The sequence below is a fragment of the Burkholderia lata genome (assembly GCF_000012945.1).
Taxonomy (GTDB): domain Bacteria; phylum Pseudomonadota; class Gammaproteobacteria; order Burkholderiales; family Burkholderiaceae; genus Burkholderia; species Burkholderia lata.
Map to the genome: position 1 here is coordinate 943,061 of NC_007510.1, position 19,972 is coordinate 963,032.

A 19,972-nucleotide genomic window follows, 5' to 3' on the forward strand; every position below is an offset into this window, starting at 1 on the left:
TCTGGCCCTAGACCGTGCGCGAATAGCGCTGCTGCTGCGTCTGGCCGAGATACGCGTCGAACGCCATCGCGATGTTGCGCACGACCATCCGGCCGGCCGGGTGGATCGTCAGGCGGTCGGCCGCGATCGTCAGCAGCCCGTCCCGCTCGAACGGGCGCAGCGCGTCGAGTTCGCGCGCGAAATGATCGGCGAAGCGGATGCCGTGCGCGGCCTCGACATGCGAGAACGGCAGGTCGAGGTTGCACATCAGTTGCGTGATCACGTCGCGGCGCAGCCGGTCGTCGGGCGTGAGCCGCACGCCGCGCGCGATCGGCAGCCGGCCCGCGTCGAGCGCGGCGCCGTAGGCGGGCAGGTCTTTCGCGTTCTGCGCGTAGACGTCGCCGACCTTGCCGATCGACGACACGCCGAACCCGACGAGATCGGTATCCGCACGCGTGCTGTAGCCCTGGAAATTGCGCTGCAGCGTGCCGTTCTTCTGCGCGCGCACGAGTTCGTCGGACGGCCGCGCGAAGTGGTCCATCCCGATGTACACGTAGCCGGCCGACGTCAGCATGTCGATCGCGAGGCCGAGCAGCGCGATGCGCGTTTCCGGCGGCGGCAGCGTCGCGTCGTCGATCTGACGCTGCATCTTGAACAGGTGCGGCATGTGCGCGTAGCCGAACACCGACAGCCGGTCGGGCGCGAGTTCGATGATCGTTTCGAGCGTGCGCGCGAATACGGACACGGTCTGGTGCGGCAGCCCGTAGATCAGGTCGACGCTGACCGAATGAAAGCCCGTCGTGCGCGCGGCGGAGAGCAGGTCGGCCGTCATCGCGAGCGGCTGGATGCGGTTGATCGCCTGCTGCACGACCGGATCGAAATCCTGCACGCCGAGGCTCAGCCGGTTGAAGCCGATGGTGCGCAGGTGGACGAGCGTCGCGGGCGTGACCGTGCGCGGGTCGATCTCGATCGAGAACTCGGCGTCGGCATCCGGCGCGAGCGCGAAGTGCTCGCGCGTGGCCGCCATCAGCTCGGCCGTTTCGTCGTCGGACAGGAAGGTAGGCGTGCCGCCGCCCCAGTGCAGTTGCGTGACCGGGCGCGCGGGATCGAACAGCGCGGCCTGCAGCGCCATCTCGCGCTTGAGCTGGTCGAGATACGGGCGCGCGCGGCGGTGGTTGTTGGTCGCGATCTTGTTGCAGCCGCAGTAGAAGCACGCGGTGTTGCAGAACGGAATGTGGAAGTACAGCGACAGCTCGCTCGACGATGCGCCGGGGTCGCTCGCGGCGCGCAAATAGTCGGCCGGGTCGAAATCGTCGCGGAACTGGAGCGCGGTGGGGTACGACGTATAGCGCGGCCCGTTCGCGCCGTACTTCGCGAGCAAATCGGGACGGAACAGTGTGTCGGCAGAACCTGAACGCATGACAACCTCGCGCTTTTTAGATGCTTTCGAGTATATAAACGCGCGATTCGGCTGCATTGTGTAATAACGTCGCAGCCGGGGATGGCACAATGCGGAGTGGGGCTGCCGGCACCGCGTCCGGTTGCCGCACCGTTTTTTGTTGTTCGTTCGAGAGAGCCGAGTGTCCGTCGAATTGCCTGTCCGCCCGGCACCAGCCGATGTCCCGCCGCCGCACGCGTGCCGCGAGGGCTGCGGCGCGTGCTGCATCGCGCCGTCGATTTCCAGCCCGATTCCGGGCATGCCTGATGGCAAGCCGGCCGGCGTGCGCTGCGTGCAGCTCGGTGACGACCTCCGCTGCCGGATCTTCGGCCGCCCCGAGCGGCCCGCGTGCTGTTCCGGGTTGCAGCCGGCCGCGGACATGTGCGGCGCGTCGCGCGACGACGCGCTCGCGTGGCTCACGCGTCTCGAGGCCGCGACGCGGCCGTCGCAACCAGGAGAGTGTTCAGCATGACCGCACCTTGCGCGCCCGGCCGGCGCCGTTTTCTCGCCGCAACCGTCGGCGCCATCGGCGTGACGCTCTCGCTTGCCGCGTGCGCGTCGACGTTCCCGTTCATCCCCGATCACTACACGTTCTCGCGCGGTGACGTGCAGAAAGCCGTCGCGCGCAAGTTCCCGTACCAGAAGACGGTCGCGCAGGTCGTCGACGTGTCGCTCGCGAACCCGGCCGTCAACTTGCTGCCCGACCAGAATCGCGTCGCCGTGCAGCTCGACGCGCATTTCGTGAGCCCGTTCCTGCGTGCGCCCGTCAGCGGCAAGTTCACCGTGTCGGGCCAGCTCGCGTACGACGCGCCCAGCCGCTCGGTCGTGCTGAAGTCGCCGGCCGTCGACAGCCTCGCGCTCGACGGCGACGCGCAGATGTACGCGCAACAGGTTGGCGCGGCCGCCGGCCTGCTCGCGACGCAGTTGCTGACCAACTATCCGATCTACACGTTCAAGCCCGAACAACTGCAATTTGCCGGAGTGAACTACGAACCCGGTACAATTACGATTCTTACAAACGGCATACGCGTGGCGATCGTCGAAAAGTGACGACGAACCGCGCTCGGCCGGAGGGGGGCCGCGCGTGGAAGAGTGGCCCATTCATTCGACCATTTCGGAGTTGGGCCACGGATGGACTGGATCCTGATCTGCAAGGCTTTGATCCTCGGCGTCGTCGAGGGGCTGACGGAATTCCTGCCGGTATCGAGTACCGGTCACCTGATCGTCGCGGGCAGCTTCCTGAATTTCAACGATTCACATGCGAAGACGTTCGACGTCGTGATCCAGTTCGGTGCGATCCTCGCGGTCTGCTGGGAATACCGGCAACGGATCGCGTCCATCGTGTCCGGGCTGCCGAGCCGGCCCGATGCGCGGCGCTTCACGCTGAACGTCGTGATCGCGACGATTCCCGCGATCGCACTCGGCCTTCTGTTCGAGAAGAAGATCAAGGCCGTGCTGTTCTCGCCGGTGCCCGTCGCGTTCGCGCTCGTCGTGGGCGGCGCGATCATCCTGTGGGCCGAGGCGCGGCAGCGCGAGCGCCGCGAGCCGCCGCGCGTGATGTCGGTCGATGAACTGACGCCGCTCGACGCGCTCAAGGTCGGTATCGCGCAGTGCTTCGCGCTGATTCCCGGCATGTCGCGCTCGGGTTCGACGATCATCGGCGGGATGCTGTTCGGCCTCGACCGGCGCGTCGCCACCGAATTCTCGTTCTTCCTCGCGATCCCGATCATCTTCGGCGCGACGCTCTATGAAACCGTGAAGGACTGGCAGGCGTTCACCGTCGATTCGCTCGGCCTGTTCGTGCTGGGCGCCGTCGCGGCATTCGTCAGCGCGTTCGTGTGCGTGCGCTGGCTGCTGCGCTATGTCGCGTCGCACGATTTCACGGTGTTCGCGTGGTACCGGATCGCATTCGGGCTGTTCGTGCTGCTGGTCGGGTACAGCGGCTGGCTGAACTGGGCGTGACGCGAACCCGAAGGCGGGCGCGCCTCGCATGAAAAAAGCCCGATCGGCATAGGCCGGTCGGGCTTTTTCTTGTCCGGAGCGGAGCGACGTGCGCTGCCGCAGCAGGAGAACTCAGGCTGCGCGCTTACGGAACACCAGGTCCCACACGCCGTGGCCGAGCCGCAGCCCGCGCCGTTCGAACTTCGTCACCGGGCGGTAGTCGGGGCGCGGTGCGTAGTCGGCGGCCGTGTTTTCGAGCGTCGGCTCCGCGCCGAGCACTTCGAGCATCTGCTCCGCATAGTTCTGCCAGTCGGTCGCGCAGTGAATGTACGCACCGGGCTTCAGGCGCGATACGAGATGCGCGACGAGCGGCGGCTGGATCAGCCGGCGCTTGTGGTGGCGCGCCTTGTGCCACGGATCGGGGAAGAAGATGTGCACGCCGTCGAGGCTTTCCGGTGCGAGCATGTGCTCGAGCACTTCGACCGCGTCGTGCTGGATGATGCGGATGTTCGACAGGTCCTGCTCGCCGATCAGCTTCAGCAGCGCGCCGACGCCCGGTTCGTGCACTTCGACGCCGAGGAAGTCGTCACCCGGGCGGTTCGCGGCGATTTCCGCGGTCGATGCGCCCATCCCGAAGCCGATCTCGAGGATGCGCGGTGCACTGCGGCCGAACACCGCGTTCCAGTCGGGCAGCTCCGGCGCATACGGCACCACGAAGCGCGGGCCGAGTTCGTCCATCGCGCGGCGCTGGCCAGTCGACACACGGCCGGCGCGCGTCACGAAGCTGCGGATGCGGCGGTGGTGCAGCGGATTGACTGCGTCGGCGCCTTCGGCGGCTTCGTCGGGAATGGCGTCGTCGTGCGGCGGCAGGCCGGCTTCGTTCGGATCGTCGTGCATCATCGGTGACAGAGAAAGGCTCGGTTGCGGGCGAGGGCCCGTTGCGCGCAGCAGTGGGCCGGGGGAACCGGCACATGGTACAAAAAAGCCGCCTTCGACGAGGCGGCTCATGCGCAGGCTGCGATGCAGCCGGAAAGTGGAGCGGGCGATGGGAATCGAACCCACGTCATCAGCTTGGGAAGCTGAGGTAATGGCCATTATACGACGCCCGCAGAACGCGCAATTCTACAGGGGTTCGGGTGGGGATGGCAAGCGGGAGGTTTTGGGCGGTCGCAGCGAGACGGGCATCGCTCGATGCTGGAGCGGTGGCGTCGCCGGCGGTGTCGGGCGAGCCCGCTGCCATTCACGGGACCTACCGTCCAGGCGCAAGGCACATCCGTTCTGCGCGCTGTCGTATCGGGGCCGAACTTCAACGGCCCGACGGATGTGCCGAATACGCTTCTCGAGCGATTCGTATGTGAGCGGCAGGTTCGACATGTTGCCGGCCCTGGCGGGCGACATTCTCACGACTTGCCGGCTCCGCTACAATTCCGCCGACATAACCGGGGAGCCGTCCTCGTGAGAGCGCAAGCCACCCGTAGGCTTGCAACAAATAAGAAGATGGATAACGCATGAACATGACTGAATTAGCTCAGGCTATTCGTGGTGGCCTGATCCAACAAGATCGATTGCTCAAGACGGACGTACCGTCGTTGCCGGACAATGCGCTCATCCCGCGCCGGGTCGTGACCTGTTCCGAGCTCGGTCGCGACTTCAGCGTCACGCTCGACATGGTATCCACGGCGGGCGACATCGAACTCAAGGCGTTGATCGCTCAACCGATGACGCTGTGGATTCAGCAGGCGAACAAGTCTTATCTGCCAGTCAACGGTTATATCCACACGGCGCGCAGGCTGGGCAGTGACGGCAGCCTTTCCAGCTATCAGCTTGTCGTCGCGCCATGGATGTACTTCCTCAAATTTCGGCGCGACATGCGGTACTGGCAGGACAACAGCGTCGACCGCATCATCGCTGACGTATTCGATGTGCATCCGCAGGCTCGTGGACAGTATCAATTTGCGCTGTCGAAACCGCTGCCCTCGCGCTCGTACTGCCGTCAGAGCGAAACCGACTGGAATTTTGTCCATCGGCTGATGGAAGAAGAGGGCCTGTTCGGCTTTTGGCGCCAGGGCAAGGACGGCAAGTCGCATACGCTGGTCGTGACCGACGATATTCATGCGCTGGACGAGGTGTCGCCCAACCCGATCGGATTCAATCGGTCGGGCACCGGCAGCGACACGGATGCGTTCACGCAGTGGGCGGGTTCGCGAACTCTGCAAAGCACCGTCCATACGACCCGCACGTTCGACTACAAGGCGCCGTCGTCCGCCGACAGTCCGAACGGAACGTCGTTGCCGACGAAGGCCGGCCAGGGAAATCTGCCGGAACGGGCCGAAGTCTACGAGTACACGGGCGCCTACACCTATGGACGTCAGGACCGAGGCGAGCACCTGTCGAAAATCCATCTGGAAGAATGGGAGTCGCGCGCCAAGCGATTCGTCGGAAGCGGGGGAGCGCGCGGGATCGATGCCGGCCTGCGCTTCACGTTGACGGGCCATCCGGAACACGATCGCGATTCGGCCGAGCAACGCGAGTTTGCCGCGATCAAGGTTCGACGCTACATCGAGAACAACCTGCCGCTGTCGGATCACGAGACCCGCTTTCCCCATAGCATGCAATCCAACCTGGAGCGTGTGAAAGCAGGGTACACGGGTGCGTCAATTCACCACGATGACGGTTCGGCCGGCTTCTATCTGATCGAAGTGGAGGCGCAACGCACCACGGTTCCGTATCGCAGCCCGTTCGAGCACGCGAAGCCGGAGATGCATCTCGAGACGGCGATCGTCGTTGGGCCGCAGGGGGAAGAGGTCCATACCGACGAGCTGAACCGTGTGAAGGTGATGTTCGTCTGGGACCGGCAGAACCCGGGAGATGCCGGCGCGTCGTGCTGGATCAGAGTGGCGCAATCGGATACCGGCGGCGGCTACGGCGGTGTGCATATTCCGCGAGTCGGCGAGGAAGTCATCGTCGGTTACGTCGGCGGCGATTGTGATCGGCCCATCGTGCTGCATCGCGTCTACAACGGTGCGGTCAGCCCGCAATGGCATAGCGACGGGATCCTGTCGGGCCATCGCTCGAAAGAGTATGGCGGCAGCGGTTATAACCAGATGGTGATGGACGACGCGACGGGCCAGAACCGCGTGCAGTTGATGAGCAGCAGCGCGAACAGTGTGCTGCATCTGGGCTATCTCATCGAACAAAGCGGCAATACTCGCGGTGCCTATCTCGGATCGGGCTTCGATCTGCGGACGGATACATACGGCGCCGTGCGTGCTTCGCGGGGGCTGTATGTGTCGACGTATCCCAAGTCGGCGAACAGCCAACCGCTCGACGTTCGCGAAGCGCAACAGCAGCTCGTCAATGCCGAGAGCATGATCGAGGCCATGTCGCAGGTCAGCACGATGCATCAGGCGGAAAGCCTGGGAGAAGGGCATGACGCGCTGAAGACGTTTACCGATGCGACGCAAAGCAGCGTGCAAGGCTCGCAGTCGGGCGGGCGGACGGCGGGAGGCGGTGCCGGGAGTGTGAACGCGTTCAAGACACCCGTCATGCTGGTGGCGAGTCCTGCCGGGATCGCACTGTCGACGCAGGCATCCGTGCATGTGTCGAGCGATCAGCAAACGAATCTGGTGAGCGGCCAGAGCACGTTCATCGCCAGCGGGAAGTCACTGGTTGCGAGTGTGGCGGAGAAGATCAGCCTGTTTGCGCAAAACGCCGGGATGAAGCTGTTTGCGGCCAAGGGCAAGGTGGAGGTTCAGGCGCATTCGGACAATATCGAAATAACGGCCCAGAAAACGGTCAAGGTCCTGTCGTCCACCGAGAAGATCGAGGTGGCGGCGCAGCAGGAGATTCTGCTTACCTCGGGGGGCGCCTATATCCGGCTCAAGGGCGGCAACATCGAGATTCACGCGCCGGGAACGATCGATGTGAAGGGGGGGCAGCATGCATTCAGCGGGCCGACGCGGATCGACTATCCGCTGTCGCCTGCGCCGACCTCCCGTGGTGTTGCAGCGCTGCAATACCATTACCACGACGACACGCCCGTGCAGGGCGCCAAGTTCACTATCCACTACGACAACGGCGCGACCTTTTCCGGCACCGTCGACAGCAAAGGCATGGCAGATCTGACGGGGGCGCCGCAAGGACCGGGGCGCATCGAGTTGGGCGAGGACAGCCGACCCTACGAAATCAAGGCTACCGAGAAAAATCCCAGCTACAAGGCTGATTGGGACGAATTCGACATGCAAGCCTCCCTGGACCGGATGCAAGGAGGTCGGGCATGAGCAGCAGTTGGGTCAGCCAGGCGGCATCCGAGGTCGGTGACTATATCTGGAGCGGCGCGACTACAGTCGGCGATACCGTCGTCGGCGTCGTCGCGGGGGAGTTCTCGCAAAAGCGCAATACGGGCTCGATCATCATCGATGCCGTCATCAGCATGTTCCCTGTCGCCGGAGAGGTCACGGCCGCGCGCGATGCGATCGCCATCGCGCTTCGCATGTGCGACGACCCGAAGGTCCGGCACGACGGGTGGGAGTGGGTGGCGCTCGTGCTTTGCCTTGTCGCGGTCGTTCCGGTGGTCGGAGGTTTGCTCAAGGGCATCGGCAAGTTGTTGATGCGAGCGGTCAGCAAATCCGAAGATCTGGTCAAGCTATGCCAGGAAATCCTGGCCTTGATCCGCAAGGCCGGCTTTGGCAATGCCGTGGAGTGGCTCAGGAAACTGGACTTCAACAAGTATCAGGCTGCCGTGAAAAACGCGTTCGGCATGTTGCTGGATCGCATCGGCAAGGCGTTGCATTTCATTCTGAACCGCCTCGGGTCTGTTATCCCGGCGCGGGTGGAGAGTTACATCCGGAAGCTGCTGCCGATGCTGGAGGAGCTGCGCAAGCTGGGGGACACGCAAATCGCGCTGGCCTTCAAGGATCTGATGCAGTTGCTGGAGCGTGTGCGAGGCCATATGGTGGAGGGCACCTGGGCGGATGTGAAGGTGGGGAGCGGCACCACTCGGACGATGACCGAGGAGGCGCGCCTGGCTCACCTGGCCGAGGAGACGAAGAGCCTGGGGCACAAGCCGATGACCCTCAAGCAATACGTACATAAAGAAGGGTGGTCCGACCTTCGCACCTTTGAAGTGGGGGAGGCCATCGGTACGTTCAGCTCCAAGGTGCCGATTGAAGCGATTACTCGAGCGCCGGGCGAGGTGATGATTCGTGTGGTCGACACGCGTTACCTGGCCAGCCCACGGACAATCCCAGGCAAATTTTGGACCGATACTCTTGCTCCAAACGGACTCTGGTGGCGTATCTATAGCGCGATCAAGCACGCGTGGAGCATGAATGGCAGCTATGTGAAGATAAAGGTGCCGACGCGCGAGGCAATGGAAAAGCTCGGCATCGAAGTCCCAGCTGGATGGAACGGGATGCGCCTGTGGAAGGGGCGGATTGCGGAGCAATGGGACGACGAAAAGGAGGTTGCCACCATGCGCTTGCTGGTCGGGGGTGACCTTCAATTCTTCGTGGACTTTGACAACAAGTTCAATGCACCCGTGAAAAAATGGATAGATGCACAGCTCGCGAACGGGCAGCTCAAGGCGCTTCGGACGCATTGGACTGACGTTAAGCTACCCGATCAAGCAACTGCACGAGCGCTCATGCTGGCCGAGCGTGAGCGATCGGCCAAGATCAGGCAGGAAGGTTACGCGCGGAGAGCGATATCCGATGCAGGCAAACAATTGACGGACGAACAGGTTCCATGATGTTGAATATTTTGACCATGACCCCGGAGCAGGAACAGGATGCGCGAGCAAAGGCGTTTTATCTGCTCAAGAAGTGGACGAGTTTCACGTTCCTGGAATACGCCGTTGGACTATATCGGGACTTTCTCGGCGCGTACGCAAAACAACTGGACACACCGAGCCCAAATCAGGTGGAGCTTGAGGAAGCCTACGTACATGATTTCCTGGGGGCACTGGTGCAAATGGATCAAGGCATCGATGCATTGCGCCGAGGTCTTGACAAACGAGCAGCATACGACGCGTTGGTTATAGGAAGCCAGCAAGGTGGCGACCTGTTGTTTGGACGGAGTGCGCTTGAAATCGGTCGTAAATACGATCCTTTTTTTCATTCACTGGGACTGAAGGACACCAATTTTTCGGACCCGGTGTATGCCACTGGCTTCGCGGAGGGGGTGTGGATCGAGAGATTGATTTGCTACGCGCTCAAGTGCTCGGTCGGATTCGGTTATATCGGGATGCTTGCATACGGAACACGTGAGGATGGCGGAACCCGCGTTTTTGAGCATTGGACCTATGAATCCATGTTCGAAAATGCACCGCTTCCGGCTTGGCGGTATTGGCCACCCGGTCGCACCTATCCCGCATCGCTTCCGCCCTGTCCGCCGAAGAACGAATCCGCAAGCGGCGAGATTTACAGCGATCAGGAGATTCCCGTCGAGGGTATCTGGGAGCCATGGTTACCGTCCGGCAAGGTGGGCTGTCCGAGCTACTTCCTCAGAGGCAGTGTTGCCCACCAGTACCTGCTGGAAGGGTCCAACGACGAACAGGTGGTGCGCTGGCGACTGCTGTGGGAAGACAAGCGTTATCGGGACGGCAGCATCCCGGCGGAGGAAGAAACGTACTTCCCCAAGCCCGTCGCACAACCGAGGCTACGGGTGCTGCCCGGCGAGCCTTGTCCGCGCACCGGTTACTGGCAAAGCCCGGCGGTGAAAGATTCGGTTCATGTCGAGGCCGGAGCGCCTATGCCGGGGCCGCAGCGCACTGCGTGGGGCATGGTCATTTGGCATTATGCCGATCCTCAACCGGACAATTGAATAACTGCTGAGCCACGAGGGTATTCGCACGTGCAACAGGTTGTGCTGTGTGACGCGGATCTTGGATGACTGACATTCAATGTCACATCGTTGCTGCGTGACGACAAGGGGCCGGGTATTTCTACGTCGATCGGTTCCGCAAGAACCAGGATCCGGCACAGCCTGAGCACGTGGTGCACCTCAAGATGATCACGTTGGATAGGGAAGACCAACCACCGAGCAGATTCATCTGGCGGTGGCAGTTCACGAAGACTTCAGATCCGATCTCTCGCGAGCAGCTTTCATTGACGGCGTCCTGTTACTTCTCGAAGACATTCCGGGACTCGAGGCAGGCAAGGTGGAGGAGAGGATTATCGAATTGGCGTGGGCGCTATACATCGGCCTCCCGCACGAATCCTGAGATATCCACTCCCGCACCAGCTCAGCCACTTCTCCATAGAGCGTTTCTCGGTACGTGTGAGCGTCGTCCGAGAAATGAAGCCGCTGATGGCAGGGCAGTTTGGGCAAACGGAGAACGCATTTGTCACCGTGTCCGATTCACTGTCCGTCAGCTTGCGGAGATGATGAGTGTCGAGAAATGGGAATCCATCCGCTCCCGAGTACGTCGCGGGATGGCCACAAGCCTCGCAAGTTGTCTCCGCTCGATCAAGCAGCGATAGCCGATGCCGGCAAACAATCGACTGAAAAACAGAACCCATGATGCTGAATACCCTGACCATGACTCCTGAGCAGGAGCTGGACGCGCGCGCCAAAGCGTTTTACCTGCTCAAGAAATGGACAAGCGTTACGTTCCTGGATCATGCAGTTGATCTGTTCAGGGATTTTCTTCACGCGTACGCCAGGCAATTGGACACGCCGAGCCCCAATCAGGCTGAATTGGAGGCAGCGTATGTCAGCGATTTCCTGAATGCGTTGGTGAGGATGGATCAAGGGATCGAGACATTGCGACAAGGCGCCAACAAGCGATCGGCATACGTTGCGCTCATCTCCGGTAGCGAGAAGGGGGGCGAGCTTTTGTTCGGGCGGAGTGCGCACGAGGTCGGTCGAACATACGACCCGTTTTTCCACGCGCTTGGCGTGAGGGATACGGATTATTCGGATTTCGAATATGCAACGGGGTATGCGGAAGGGGCGTGGATTGAAGAGTTGAGCTGTCTGGCGCTCAAGTGCACTGTCGGGCTCAATTTTTCCGAATACCTGACCTATGGCAAGCGTGCCGACGGCGGCACTCGGGTGTTCAAGCATTGGACGTATGAATCGTTGTTTCAGGATCCGTTTTTTCCTGCATGGCGATATTGGCCACCCGGTCGCAGCTATCCCGCATCGCTTCCTCCCTGTCCGCCGAAGAACGAATCCGCAAGCGGCGAGATTTACAGCGATCAGGAGATTCCAGTCGAGGGTATCTGGGAGCCGTGGTTTCCGGCCGGCAAGGTGGGCTGTCCGAGCTACTTCCTCAAAGGCAGTGTTGCCCACCAATACCTGCTGGAAGGGACCAACGACGAACAGGTGGTGCGCTGGCGGCTGCTGTGGGAAGACAGGCGTTACCGGGACGGCAGCATTCCGGCGGAGGAGGAAACTTACTTCCCCAAGCCCGTCGCGTAATTGAGGCTACGGGTGCTGCCCGGCGAGCCTTGCCCGCGCGGCGTTTACCGGCAAAGCCCGGCGGTGAAAGATTCGGTTCATGCCGGGGCCGCAGCGCACAGCGTGGGGCATGGACATTTGGCATTGTGCCGATCCTCAACCGGACAATTGAATAACCGCCGAGGCGGAGTGCCCTCACGCGGGCCGGTGTCGAAAATAGACGAGTCAGCGTCGGAAGCATACAAGTCCCCACCACGCTTTCGAACTAACGTGACAGGCCTCTTACACGATCGTTAGTCTGGAGCCGACATGTCCGATTTCATCACCGTTCTGCGCAAAACCTGCCCGACCCCCGTCCTCGATGCGACCAAGTGGAAGCGCATCGGTGGCGATCCGCACACCGTGAACCTGAACGCCTACGTCTCGAAGGACGGCAGCAAGATCATGGGCACCTGGATTTGCACGCCGGGCAAGTTCGAGGTGAACTACGAGAAATGGGAGTACTGCCACTTCCTCGACGGCTACTGCATCATCACGCCGGAAGGCGAGGAAGCGGTGCACCTGAAAGCCGGCGATGTGTTCGTGATCGAACCCGGCATGAAAGGGACGTGGGAAGTGGTGGAAACGGTGCGCAAGTACTTCGTGTTCGCCTGAGCGGGCCGGTCAATTCGAGCCACGCATACTGTCGTCGCTCGATACTCTCCCGGTTCACGGAGCCGGGAGGGTCAGCGGGAGATTCCGACTCGATAAAGTTCGCTCCGGTCCGGATGCAGGACCATGTGGCCGAGTTCGTGTGCAGCAGTAAAGCGGCACTTCCTACTTAGGTTGCCGGGGGCGCCTCACCGATAAACGGGCATCGCCCGATGGGCGGCTCCGGTCGCACCACGTTACCCCCGCTCCTTCACCCGCTTCCGATGCGCGGCCGCTTTCGCGCGATTGCCGCAAATCGCCATGCTGCACCACCGCCGCGCGTGCCCGCGCGTGTGATCCGCGAACATCAGCGTGCACCGCGGGCCCTCGCATGCCTTCACATACGTGAAGTCCTCGTCGCAAACGAGCTTCGTGAGCGCTTGCGCGATCGGCATCAGAAGCGACTCCGGCGATCGCCAGCGCCGTTTTTCCCGAAGTGCAAAACCGTTCGCGTCGTCCGCGACGAGTTCTTCATATCGTTCGTCCCGCTCCAGCAGCTGATTCAGCCGCTCGAGTTCGCTCAGGTCCGCGGCAGCCAGCGGCCGTCCTTTCCGTGCGCGGACGAATGCCCTGAACCATTCGCGTAGCGCACGCGCCTGCGCCGCGACCGCGTCGAACTCGGCCGGCGTCGAATGCGACCGCAGTGCCGCGAGTGCGTCCGCCGGCACCATGCCGGCCTGTTCCAGCCACGCCAGCAAGCCTTCGCCGTCGCGGATCCAGTCAACCTCCTGATCCACCGGCGTTGCGACGGAGTTCAGGAAGTCGAGGCCAGGCGCGTCGGCGACGAAGATCGCGGGAATCGGCAGGTAGTCCATGACGGGGGAGGCAGGCGAAGGTGATGACGCATCGTAACCACTAAAAACCGCCTTGACAAGTTACTCTCGCTTTGAGTAACCTGATTGTGAATATCAAGGCGGTTACTTTAGTGCGTCATTCAGCTTTCTCAAAGGAGCGGGAGATGTCATACGGCAACGTGAGTGCAGTGCTCGTGCACGGCGCATGGGCGGACGGGTCGAGCTGGGGCGCGGTCATCGAGCGTCTCCAGCGGCAGGGGATCAACGCAATCGCGGCGCCGTTGCCGCTGACTTCGCTGGGCGATGACATCGCCGCGCTCGACCGGGTGCTCGAACGGATCGACGGCCCTGTCGTGCTGGCCGGCCACGCATATGCCGGTGCGGTGATCGGGGCGACGCGGGCGGCCAATGTCGCGGGGCTGGTCTATGTCGCCGCACTCGCGCCGGATGAAGGCGAAACGGTCGGCGATGTATTCCATCGTGGCGAGCCGCATCCGCAGGCGCCGCAGCTCGCGCCGGATCGGCACGGCTTCATCTGGCTGCCGACGGACGCGTCTCCACGGGCTTTCGCGCAGCACGCAACGCCGCAGCAACTCGCGGTGCTCGCGGCAGTGCAGCGACCGATTGCGGCGGCGTGCATCGGCGAGGCGGTCGGGCGTCCGCTGTGGCGCGACCGTCCGAGCTGGTTCCTGATCGCCGAGCAGGACCGGATGATCGATCCGGCCACGCAGCGATTCACCGCAGAGCGCATGAAGGCACGCGTGAATTCGCACGCTGTCGACCACACGCCGATCGTGACGGCGCCCGACATCGTGACCCACGTGATCGTCGACGCGCTGCGGACGGTTGCTGCCCGCTGACGTCCGTTCACTTTCCCCGAGCACTGTTCCTCAAGGAGACAGACCATGGCTGCCATCACCTACCGTCGCGCCGACGTTGACGGCTTCAACGTGTTCTACCGCGAGTCCGCGCTGCCCGGCGCGCCGAAGCTGTTGCTGCTGCACGGCTTCCCGAGCGCGAGCCACATGTTCCGCGACCTGATCCCGGCGCTGGCCGACCGCTTCCATATCGTCGCGCCGGATCTGCCCGGCTTCGGGCAGTCGGACATGCCTGCCAGAGACGCCTTTACGTATACGTTCGACAACATCGCGAACGTGATCGAGCGCTTCACGGAAGTGATCGGCTTCGATCGCTTCGCGGTCTACGTGTTCGACTACGGCGCACCGACCGGCTTCCGGCTCGCGCTGCGGCATCCAGAGCGGATCACCGCGATCGTGTCGCAGAACGGCAATGCGTACGAAGAAGGCCTGAGCGACGGCTGGAACCCGATCCGCACGTACTGGCACGATCCGTCGGCCGCGAACCGGGATGCGCTTCGCGCGCTGCTCGCACGTGACACGACGATCTGGCAGTACACGCACGGCACGCCCGATCCGGCCGCGGTGTCGCCCGACGGCTACTCGCTCGACTACTACTACCTGGGCCGGCCCGGTGCGCACGAGGTCCAGCTCGACCTGTTCCGCGACTACCGAAGCAACGTCGCGCTGTACCCGGCGTTCCAGGAATACTTCCGCACGCACCGTCCGCCGTTCCTCGCCGTGTGGGGGAAGAACGATCCGTTCTTTCTGCCGGCCGGCGCGCTGGCGTTCCGGCGCGACCTCCCGGACGCCGACGTACGGTTTTTCGACACTGGCCATTTCGCGCTGGAAACGCATGCGGCGGAGATCGCCGAGGCGATGTCGGCATTCCTCGTTCGCTGATCCGTTCCGACCCAGGAGAAACATCATGTCCGACAGAGTGGCCATCGTGACCGGCGCGAGCCAGGGGATCGGCCGTTCGACCGCGGTCCGGCTCGCACGGGATTTCGACGCGATCACGCTCGTCGCGCGCAACCGCGCGAATCTCGAGCAGACTGCGATCGACGTGAAAGCGGCCGGTGCCGCGTGTCTCGTGATTGACGTCGATCTTGCCGCGCCGGAGGCGGCGCAGCGCGTGGTCGACGACACACTCGGCGCGTTCGGCCGGATCGACGCGCTGCTGAACATCGCGGGCGCGGTCCCGCAGATCGACGTGTTCGAGATGACCGACGCGCAGTGGGAGCAAGGCCTGGCGCTGAAGCTGCACGGCGCGCGGCGCCTGACGATTGCCGCGTGGCCGTCGCTGAAGGCCAGCGCGGGCTCGGTCGTGCTGATGTCCGGCAACTCGGCGCTGTTTCCGAAGGCGCCGTATGCGGCGGTCGGCACGATCAACGCGGCGATCATCGCGCTCGCGAAGGCATTCTCCGATCGCGGCATCACCGATGGCGTACAGGTCAACAGCGTACTGCCGGGGCCGGTGATGACGGGCCGCCGGCGTTCGTACCTCGAGCATTGGGCGCCGCTGCACGGCATGAGCGTCGACGAGGCGACGGCCCGGTTTCCGGTCGATGCGGGCATCGCACGGTACGGCACGCCGGAGGAGATCGCGGAACTGATCGCGTTCGTCGTGTCGCCGGCCGCGCACTGGATGACGGGTTCGGCGCTGCGGATGGACGGCGGGGAAGTGAAGTCGGTCTGATGTCGAGGTTCGCCATGGGCGAACCCCGTTTCGTTTCCGCACCTGAACGTTACTGCTGACTGCGATCCGCCGATGGCTGCAGTGTTCACGCGAATCAGGCAGCAGCGACGCGCGCCGTTCGTCGCATGGCCCGGCATCGCGCCCGGTGCGGCGACCGGATACCCGTTGCCACCCGCCCGCGCGATTGCGCCATTGCGCGGCCCCAGTGTTAATCTTCCGCCAATCCCCGCAGCCGCCCCCGACCCCAAAGGCCTCCCATGGAAAGCTGGACGATCGGCATCCTGCTCGGCATGACCACGATCCTCATGCACACCGCGGCGATGGTCGGGCTGGCGGTCGTTGCGCGCCGCCTTCGCGAAGCGCTCGACGTGCGTCGCGACGATATCCACGAACAACTGCGCAAGGTGACGGGCATCATCGCGCTGATCTGCATCGCGCTCGGGCTGCTGCATACGCTGGAAGCGATCGCGTGGGGCGCGACCTTCGTGCAGGTCGGTGCGATCGGCTCGTTCAGCGATGCACTGTTCTTCTCGATCGACACGATGTCGACGCGCGGCGCGTCGGGCATCGTCCCGGCCGCGAACTGGCGGATGCTCGGTGCAATTGAAGCATCGTGCGGCGTGCTGCTGTTCGGGATGTCGACCGCGTTCATCTTCGCGGTGATCCAGGCGGACTTCTCCGCGATCACGCAGCGGCTGCAGCGCGATCGTCCGCCACGGTAGCGCACGCCTGCAGCCCGCGGCGACAGCGCCTATGATGCAGCGGTCCGGCCGCATCGCATCCCTCGTTCGCCTGCGCGTCGGCCGCCACCTCCGGAACCCCGACCATGCGCATCACCGCGATTCACGAACAAGCGATTCCCGTGTCCCGTTACGCCGACCCGGCGATCCCGTCCGGCGGCCTGACGACGAGTGTCGTCGCGGTCGTCACCGACGTCGTACGCGACGGCCGCCCGGTGACGGGCTACGGCTACGCGTCGATCGGCCGTTTCGCGCAGGGCGGCCTGATTCGCGAACGGTTCGCGCCGCGCCTGCTGGCCGCTGCCGACACGCTCGCCGACGAAGCCGGCACGAACCTCGACCCGTTCCGCGCGTGGCGCGCGATGATGGCCGGCGAAAAGCCGGGCGGGCACGGAGAACGATGCGTCGCAGTCGGCACGCTCGACATGGCGATCTGGGATGCCGCCGCGAAGATCGCCGGCCTGCCGCTCCATCGCTTTCTCGCTGACCGACTTGCACGCACGGCCGCACCGCGCGTGCGCGTGTACGCGGGCGGTGGCTACCGCTATCCGCATGACGATCTCGCGCGCTTGTCGGACGAGATGCGCCGCGTCGCCGATCTCGGCTACACGCACGCGAAGATAAAGATCGGCGGCGCGGATCTCGATCAGGACCGCAGGCGCATCGAAGCGGCTGCCGCGCAATTGGCGGACAGTTCGCATCTCGCGGTCGACGCGATGAACTCGTACGACGCGACGACCGCCGGCGCGGCCGCCGCGATGCTCGCGCCGTTCGATCTCTGGTGGTTCGAGGACATCTGCGATCCGCTCGACCTGCCGCTGCAGGCGGACATCGCCACCCGCTACGCCCCGCCGATCGCCGCCGGCGAGGCGCTGTTCTCACTCGCGGAAGCGAAGCTGCTCGACCGCTACGGCGGCCTGCGCCCCGAGCGCGACATGCTCGTATTCGATCCGGTGCATGGCTACGGGCTGCCGGGCTATCTGCAGATCGTCGAGCACTTCGCATCGCGCGGCTGGCGGCGCGACGCGTTCTGGCCGCACGGCGGCCACCTGTTCTCGCTGCACGTCGTCGCGGCGCTCGGGCTCGGCGGTGCGGAAGTCAGCCCGTTCGCGTTTCATCCGTTCAGCGGACTGGCCGACGGCGCAAGCATCGACGCCGGATACGCACGCGTTCCGCAAGCGCCGGGCATCGGCTTCGAACTGCATGCCGGCGCGCACGACGTGTTTCGCACGTTATCGAGCCGCTGACGCCTGAAGCGCGTCGATCGCGAAACGCACCGCGAAGCCGAGCATCATCGCCGCGACGAAGAAATCGAGCACGCGCCATGCGAGCGTACGGGCGAACCATGCGCGGCACGCACGCGCGCCATAGGCGAGCATCAGGAACCACGCGAGCGAAGCCGTCATCGCGCCAAACGCAAACGGCGCACGTGCGGCGGGCGTGTGGCTCACGATCACGGTGCCGAGCAGCAGCACGGTGTCGATCCACGCATACGGATTGAGCAACGAGACGGCGGCAGTCGCGAGCACCGTGCGCGCACGCGTGGGTTCGCTGCCCGTGCGCGGACCGTCGACGTGCTCAGGCTGTCGCCGTCGGATCGCCGAACGCAGCGCGAGCAGGCCATAGCCGGCGAGATACGCGATGCCGGCCCACAGCGCGGCCGACACCACGCCGGGATGTCGCGATAGCAGCGACGACAACCCGTGCGCGCCGAGCGCGATCAGCAACGCGTCGCTGCCTGCGCAGACGAGGGCAATGGAAAGCAGATGGGGGCTCGAGATCGAGCGCTTGATGACGAATGCGTCCTTGGGGCCGACGGACGTGAACAGTCCGGCGCCAAGCAGCAGGCCTTCGATGAAGGCAGAGGTGTCGAGCACGAGCGGGCCGACAACCTCTTAAGCTGAACCGGTGATGGTTACGATGGGAGCAACGTTAAGGGGCGTCGGGGGGCGTTGTCAATGTCTCCCCGATGCCCGCGTGCCGGCAACCGGTGGTGATCGCGGTCAGTGCGTCGCCGCGTCGCCGAGGTTGAGCGCGACAAGCGCACACACGGTCAGCGCGATGCCGGCGAGCTTCAGCGACGATGTCGATTCGTCGAAGCAGACGATGCCGATCACAGCCGTGGCCGCGGTGCTGGCGGCGGCCCAGCTTGCATATGCGAGCCCCATTTCGAGGCGTTTCGTCGCGAGCGCCATCAGCCAGACCGCGCATGCGTAACAGACGACGGTGAGTGCGGAGGGGAGCGGGCGGGAAAAGCCGGCCGAATATTTCAGGCCGACGGAGCCGAGTACTTCGGCGAGGACACTGACGCCCAGCAGAAGCCAGGCAGACTGGAGCGGGGACACGAACGGCCTCCTTCCCCCGACGCTTATACCGAGCGGTGAGGAGAAGTGGGGGTGTCAGCGGTACCCAGGATGAACGAAGCTTAGTCCGCGCGCCTTCGCAGCACAAGGAAGGGGCAAGGCACGCGGCGCCCCGGTCACGCACGGCCGGCCTGCCCGGCCGCCCACTCGGGCCGCTGCCCGAGCGTGTCGAACAGCCGGACGATCTCGGCTTTCACTTTCTGCACCGCGTTGCTGACGAGCGCCGTATCGTGCCAGCACAGCGACAGGTCGCGCGCGAACAGCCGATGCGCGACCGTCGACAGCTTGAGCTTGCGCTCCTCGATCTCGACGTGCGCGGCCGTCCACGGCAGGATCGTCACGCCGAGCTGCGCCATCACGGCCGCGAACAGCAGCCCGGTCGAGCTCGCCTCGAAGCTGATCTCGTACGACAGCCCGGCCTCGCGCATCGCCCAGTCGACGCGGTTGCGGATCGTGTTCGGCGCGCTCGGCAGTACGAGCGGCATCTGCGCGATCGCGTCGAGCGGCACGGGATCGCCCGGCACCTGGAACCCGGGCCACGTGATCAGGTACAGCGTTTCCGTCAGCAGCCGGTGGATCGCGATGCCGCGCGTGTCGACCGCGTCGACGACGATCGCGAGATCGAGCCGCGTGCGTTCGAGCAACGTGTCGAGATCGGCGCTCGGCGCCTCGATCAGCTCCAGCATGATGCCCGGATAGCGGTCGCGCACCGCGCGGGCGAGCGGAATGGCCAGCACGCGCGCGGTGCTCGACGGCATCCCGACCGTCACGCGGCCCTGCGGTGTGTCGGCGTCGCGGCGCAGCAACTCGCGCGTGCCGTCGGCCTGGCGCAGCAGCTCGAGCGCGTGCTGGTACAGCGTGCGGCCGGCGGCGGTGGGCGCAACGCCGCGCACGCTGCGTTCGAGCAACTGCATCCCGAGATCCTGTTCGAGATTGCGCATCTGCTGGCTGACCGCCGGCTGCGCGACATGCAGCGCCTCGCTCGCATGCGTGACGTTGCCGCATTCGACGACCTTCACGAAATAGCGCAACTGCCTCAAGTCCATCGCCGCCGCCTCCCGATTCGAG

Annotated in this window: 19 protein-coding genes, 1 tRNA gene and 1 pseudogene; 13 read left to right on the plus strand and 8 right to left on the minus strand. The window is 64.1% G+C overall.

The annotated features are described in order from the left end of the window. Positions 1-7: 7 nt before the first annotated feature. The gene (hemN, locus tag BCEP18194_RS10155; protein WP_011351196.1) at positions 8-1,399 is read right to left on the minus strand and encodes an oxygen-independent coproporphyrinogen III oxidase; all 1,392 of its coding nucleotides are present in this window, start codon (positions 1,397-1,399) and stop codon (positions 8-10) included. A gap of 172 nt (positions 1,400-1,571) precedes the next feature. Between hemN and BCEP18194_RS10160 the strand changes: the two genes are divergently transcribed. The 3 genes from BCEP18194_RS10160 to BCEP18194_RS10170 all read left to right on the plus strand — a co-directional run bounded on the left by BCEP18194_RS10160 (position 1,572) and on the right by BCEP18194_RS10170 (position 3,379). Continuing rightward, positions 1,572-1,889 (plus strand): YkgJ family cysteine cluster protein, encoded by a 318-nt coding sequence (locus tag BCEP18194_RS10160; protein ID WP_034195806.1) that lies wholly within the window; start codon positions 1,572-1,574, stop codon positions 1,887-1,889. Beyond that, positions 1,886-2,467: a DUF1439 domain-containing protein gene (locus BCEP18194_RS10165; RefSeq protein WP_011351198.1), complete on the plus strand. Its 582-nt coding sequence runs from the start codon at positions 1,886-1,888 to the stop codon at positions 2,465-2,467. Before BCEP18194_RS10160 ends, BCEP18194_RS10165 begins: the two co-directional genes overlap by 4 nt. A gap of 81 nt (positions 2,468-2,548) precedes the next feature. Further along, positions 2,549-3,379 carry an undecaprenyl-diphosphate phosphatase gene (locus tag BCEP18194_RS10170; protein WP_011351199.1) on the plus strand — a complete coding sequence of 277 codons (831 nt, stop codon included), beginning with the start codon at positions 2,549-2,551 and terminating at the stop codon, positions 3,377-3,379. Positions 3,380-3,490: 111 nt separating this feature from the next. On the opposite strand, the gene trmB is transcribed toward BCEP18194_RS10170, so the two are convergent. After that, a complete protein-coding gene (gene trmB / locus BCEP18194_RS10175; protein WP_011351200.1) occupies positions 3,491-4,258 on the minus strand; it encodes a tRNA (guanosine(46)-N7)-methyltransferase TrmB in 768 nt (255 codons plus the stop codon). 134 nt (positions 4,259-4,392) lie between these two features. Next, positions 4,393-4,467: transfer RNA gene (locus BCEP18194_RS10180), tRNA-Gly, on the minus strand. Between the two features lie 399 nt (positions 4,468-4,866). Between BCEP18194_RS10180 and BCEP18194_RS10185 the strand changes: the two genes are divergently transcribed. From BCEP18194_RS10185 to BCEP18194_RS10210, 5 genes are all read left to right on the plus strand, one after another. Further along, positions 4,867-7,638, plus strand: a complete 2,772-nt coding sequence (locus BCEP18194_RS10185) for a type VI secretion system Vgr family protein (RefSeq protein WP_011351201.1) — start codon at positions 4,867-4,869, stop codon at positions 7,636-7,638. Further along, the gene (locus BCEP18194_RS10190) at positions 7,635-9,107 is read left to right on the plus strand and encodes a hypothetical protein (protein WP_011351202.1); all 1,473 of its coding nucleotides are present in this window, start codon (positions 7,635-7,637) and stop codon (positions 9,105-9,107) included. The genes BCEP18194_RS10185 and BCEP18194_RS10190 overlap by 4 nt, the downstream gene beginning before the upstream one ends. Next, the gene (locus BCEP18194_RS10195) at positions 9,104-10,180 is read left to right on the plus strand and encodes an Imm72 family immunity protein (protein WP_011351203.1); all 1,077 of its coding nucleotides are present in this window, start codon (positions 9,104-9,106) and stop codon (positions 10,178-10,180) included. The genes BCEP18194_RS10190 and BCEP18194_RS10195 overlap by 4 nt, the downstream gene beginning before the upstream one ends. Positions 10,181-10,876: 696 nt before the next feature. Beyond that, a complete protein-coding gene (locus tag BCEP18194_RS10205) occupies positions 10,877-11,782 on the plus strand; it encodes an Imm72 family immunity protein (RefSeq protein WP_041492761.1) in 906 nt (301 codons plus the stop codon). A 288-nt stretch (positions 11,783-12,070) separates the two neighbouring features. Further along, positions 12,071-12,415, plus strand: a complete 345-nt coding sequence (locus BCEP18194_RS10210) for a cupin domain-containing protein (RefSeq protein ID WP_011351206.1) — start codon at positions 12,071-12,073, stop codon at positions 12,413-12,415. A 71-nt stretch (positions 12,416-12,486) separates the two neighbouring features. Here the strand turns inward: BCEP18194_RS10210 and BCEP18194_RS42430 are convergent. Both BCEP18194_RS42430 and BCEP18194_RS10215 read right to left on the minus strand, forming a co-directional pair. Further along, positions 12,487-12,546 (minus strand): annotated as a pseudogene (locus BCEP18194_RS42430) (hypothetical protein); the annotation flags it as partial. A 102-nt stretch (positions 12,547-12,648) separates the two neighbouring features. Further along, positions 12,649-13,266, minus strand: a complete 618-nt coding sequence (locus tag BCEP18194_RS10215) for a CGNR zinc finger domain-containing protein (RefSeq protein ID WP_011351207.1) — start codon at positions 13,264-13,266, stop codon at positions 12,649-12,651. A gap of 71 nt (positions 13,267-13,337) precedes the next feature. Here BCEP18194_RS10215 and BCEP18194_RS10220 point away from each other — a divergent pair, with 71 nt between their 5' ends. From BCEP18194_RS10220 to BCEP18194_RS10240, 5 genes are all read left to right on the plus strand, one after another. After that, entirely contained in the window at positions 13,338-14,105 is a 768-nt protein-coding gene (locus BCEP18194_RS10220) for an alpha/beta hydrolase (RefSeq protein ID WP_244272928.1), read from the plus strand. 45 nt (positions 14,106-14,150) lie between these two features. Further along, positions 14,151-15,005, plus strand: a complete 855-nt coding sequence (locus BCEP18194_RS10225; RefSeq protein WP_011351209.1) for an alpha/beta fold hydrolase — start codon at positions 14,151-14,153, stop codon at positions 15,003-15,005. Positions 15,006-15,030: 25 nt separating this feature from the next. Next, complete coding sequence (locus BCEP18194_RS10230) at positions 15,031-15,801, plus strand: SDR family oxidoreductase (protein ID WP_011351210.1); 771 nt, start codon at positions 15,031-15,033, stop codon at positions 15,799-15,801. Positions 15,802-16,058: 257 nt separating this feature from the next. Beyond that, on the plus strand, positions 16,059-16,523 hold the full coding sequence (locus BCEP18194_RS10235) for an ion channel (RefSeq protein ID WP_011351211.1): 465 nt from the start codon (positions 16,059-16,061) through the stop codon (positions 16,521-16,523). A gap of 104 nt (positions 16,524-16,627) precedes the next feature. Next, positions 16,628-17,788, plus strand: coding sequence for a mandelate racemase/muconate lactonizing enzyme family protein (locus BCEP18194_RS10240; protein WP_011351212.1), 1,161 nt, complete (start codon positions 16,628-16,630; stop codon positions 17,786-17,788). Here BCEP18194_RS10240 and BCEP18194_RS10245 read toward each other — a convergent pair. The 3 genes from BCEP18194_RS10245 to BCEP18194_RS10255 all read right to left on the minus strand — a co-directional run bounded on the left by BCEP18194_RS10245 (position 17,774) and on the right by BCEP18194_RS10255 (position 19,950). Next, entirely contained in the window at positions 17,774-18,418 is a 645-nt protein-coding gene (locus tag BCEP18194_RS10245; RefSeq protein WP_011351213.1) for a LysE/ArgO family amino acid transporter, read from the minus strand. The two genes, BCEP18194_RS10240 and BCEP18194_RS10245, sit on opposite strands and share 15 nt — an antisense overlap. Before the next feature lie 126 nt (positions 18,419-18,544). Then, entirely contained in the window at positions 18,545-18,886 is a 342-nt protein-coding gene (locus tag BCEP18194_RS10250) for a DMT family transporter (RefSeq protein ID WP_011351214.1), read from the minus strand. 134 nt (positions 18,887-19,020) lie between these two features. Continuing rightward, positions 19,021-19,950 carry a LysR substrate-binding domain-containing protein gene (locus BCEP18194_RS10255; protein WP_011351215.1) on the minus strand — a complete coding sequence of 310 codons (930 nt, stop codon included), beginning with the start codon at positions 19,948-19,950 and terminating at the stop codon, positions 19,021-19,023. Positions 19,951-19,972 lie beyond the last annotated feature (22 nt).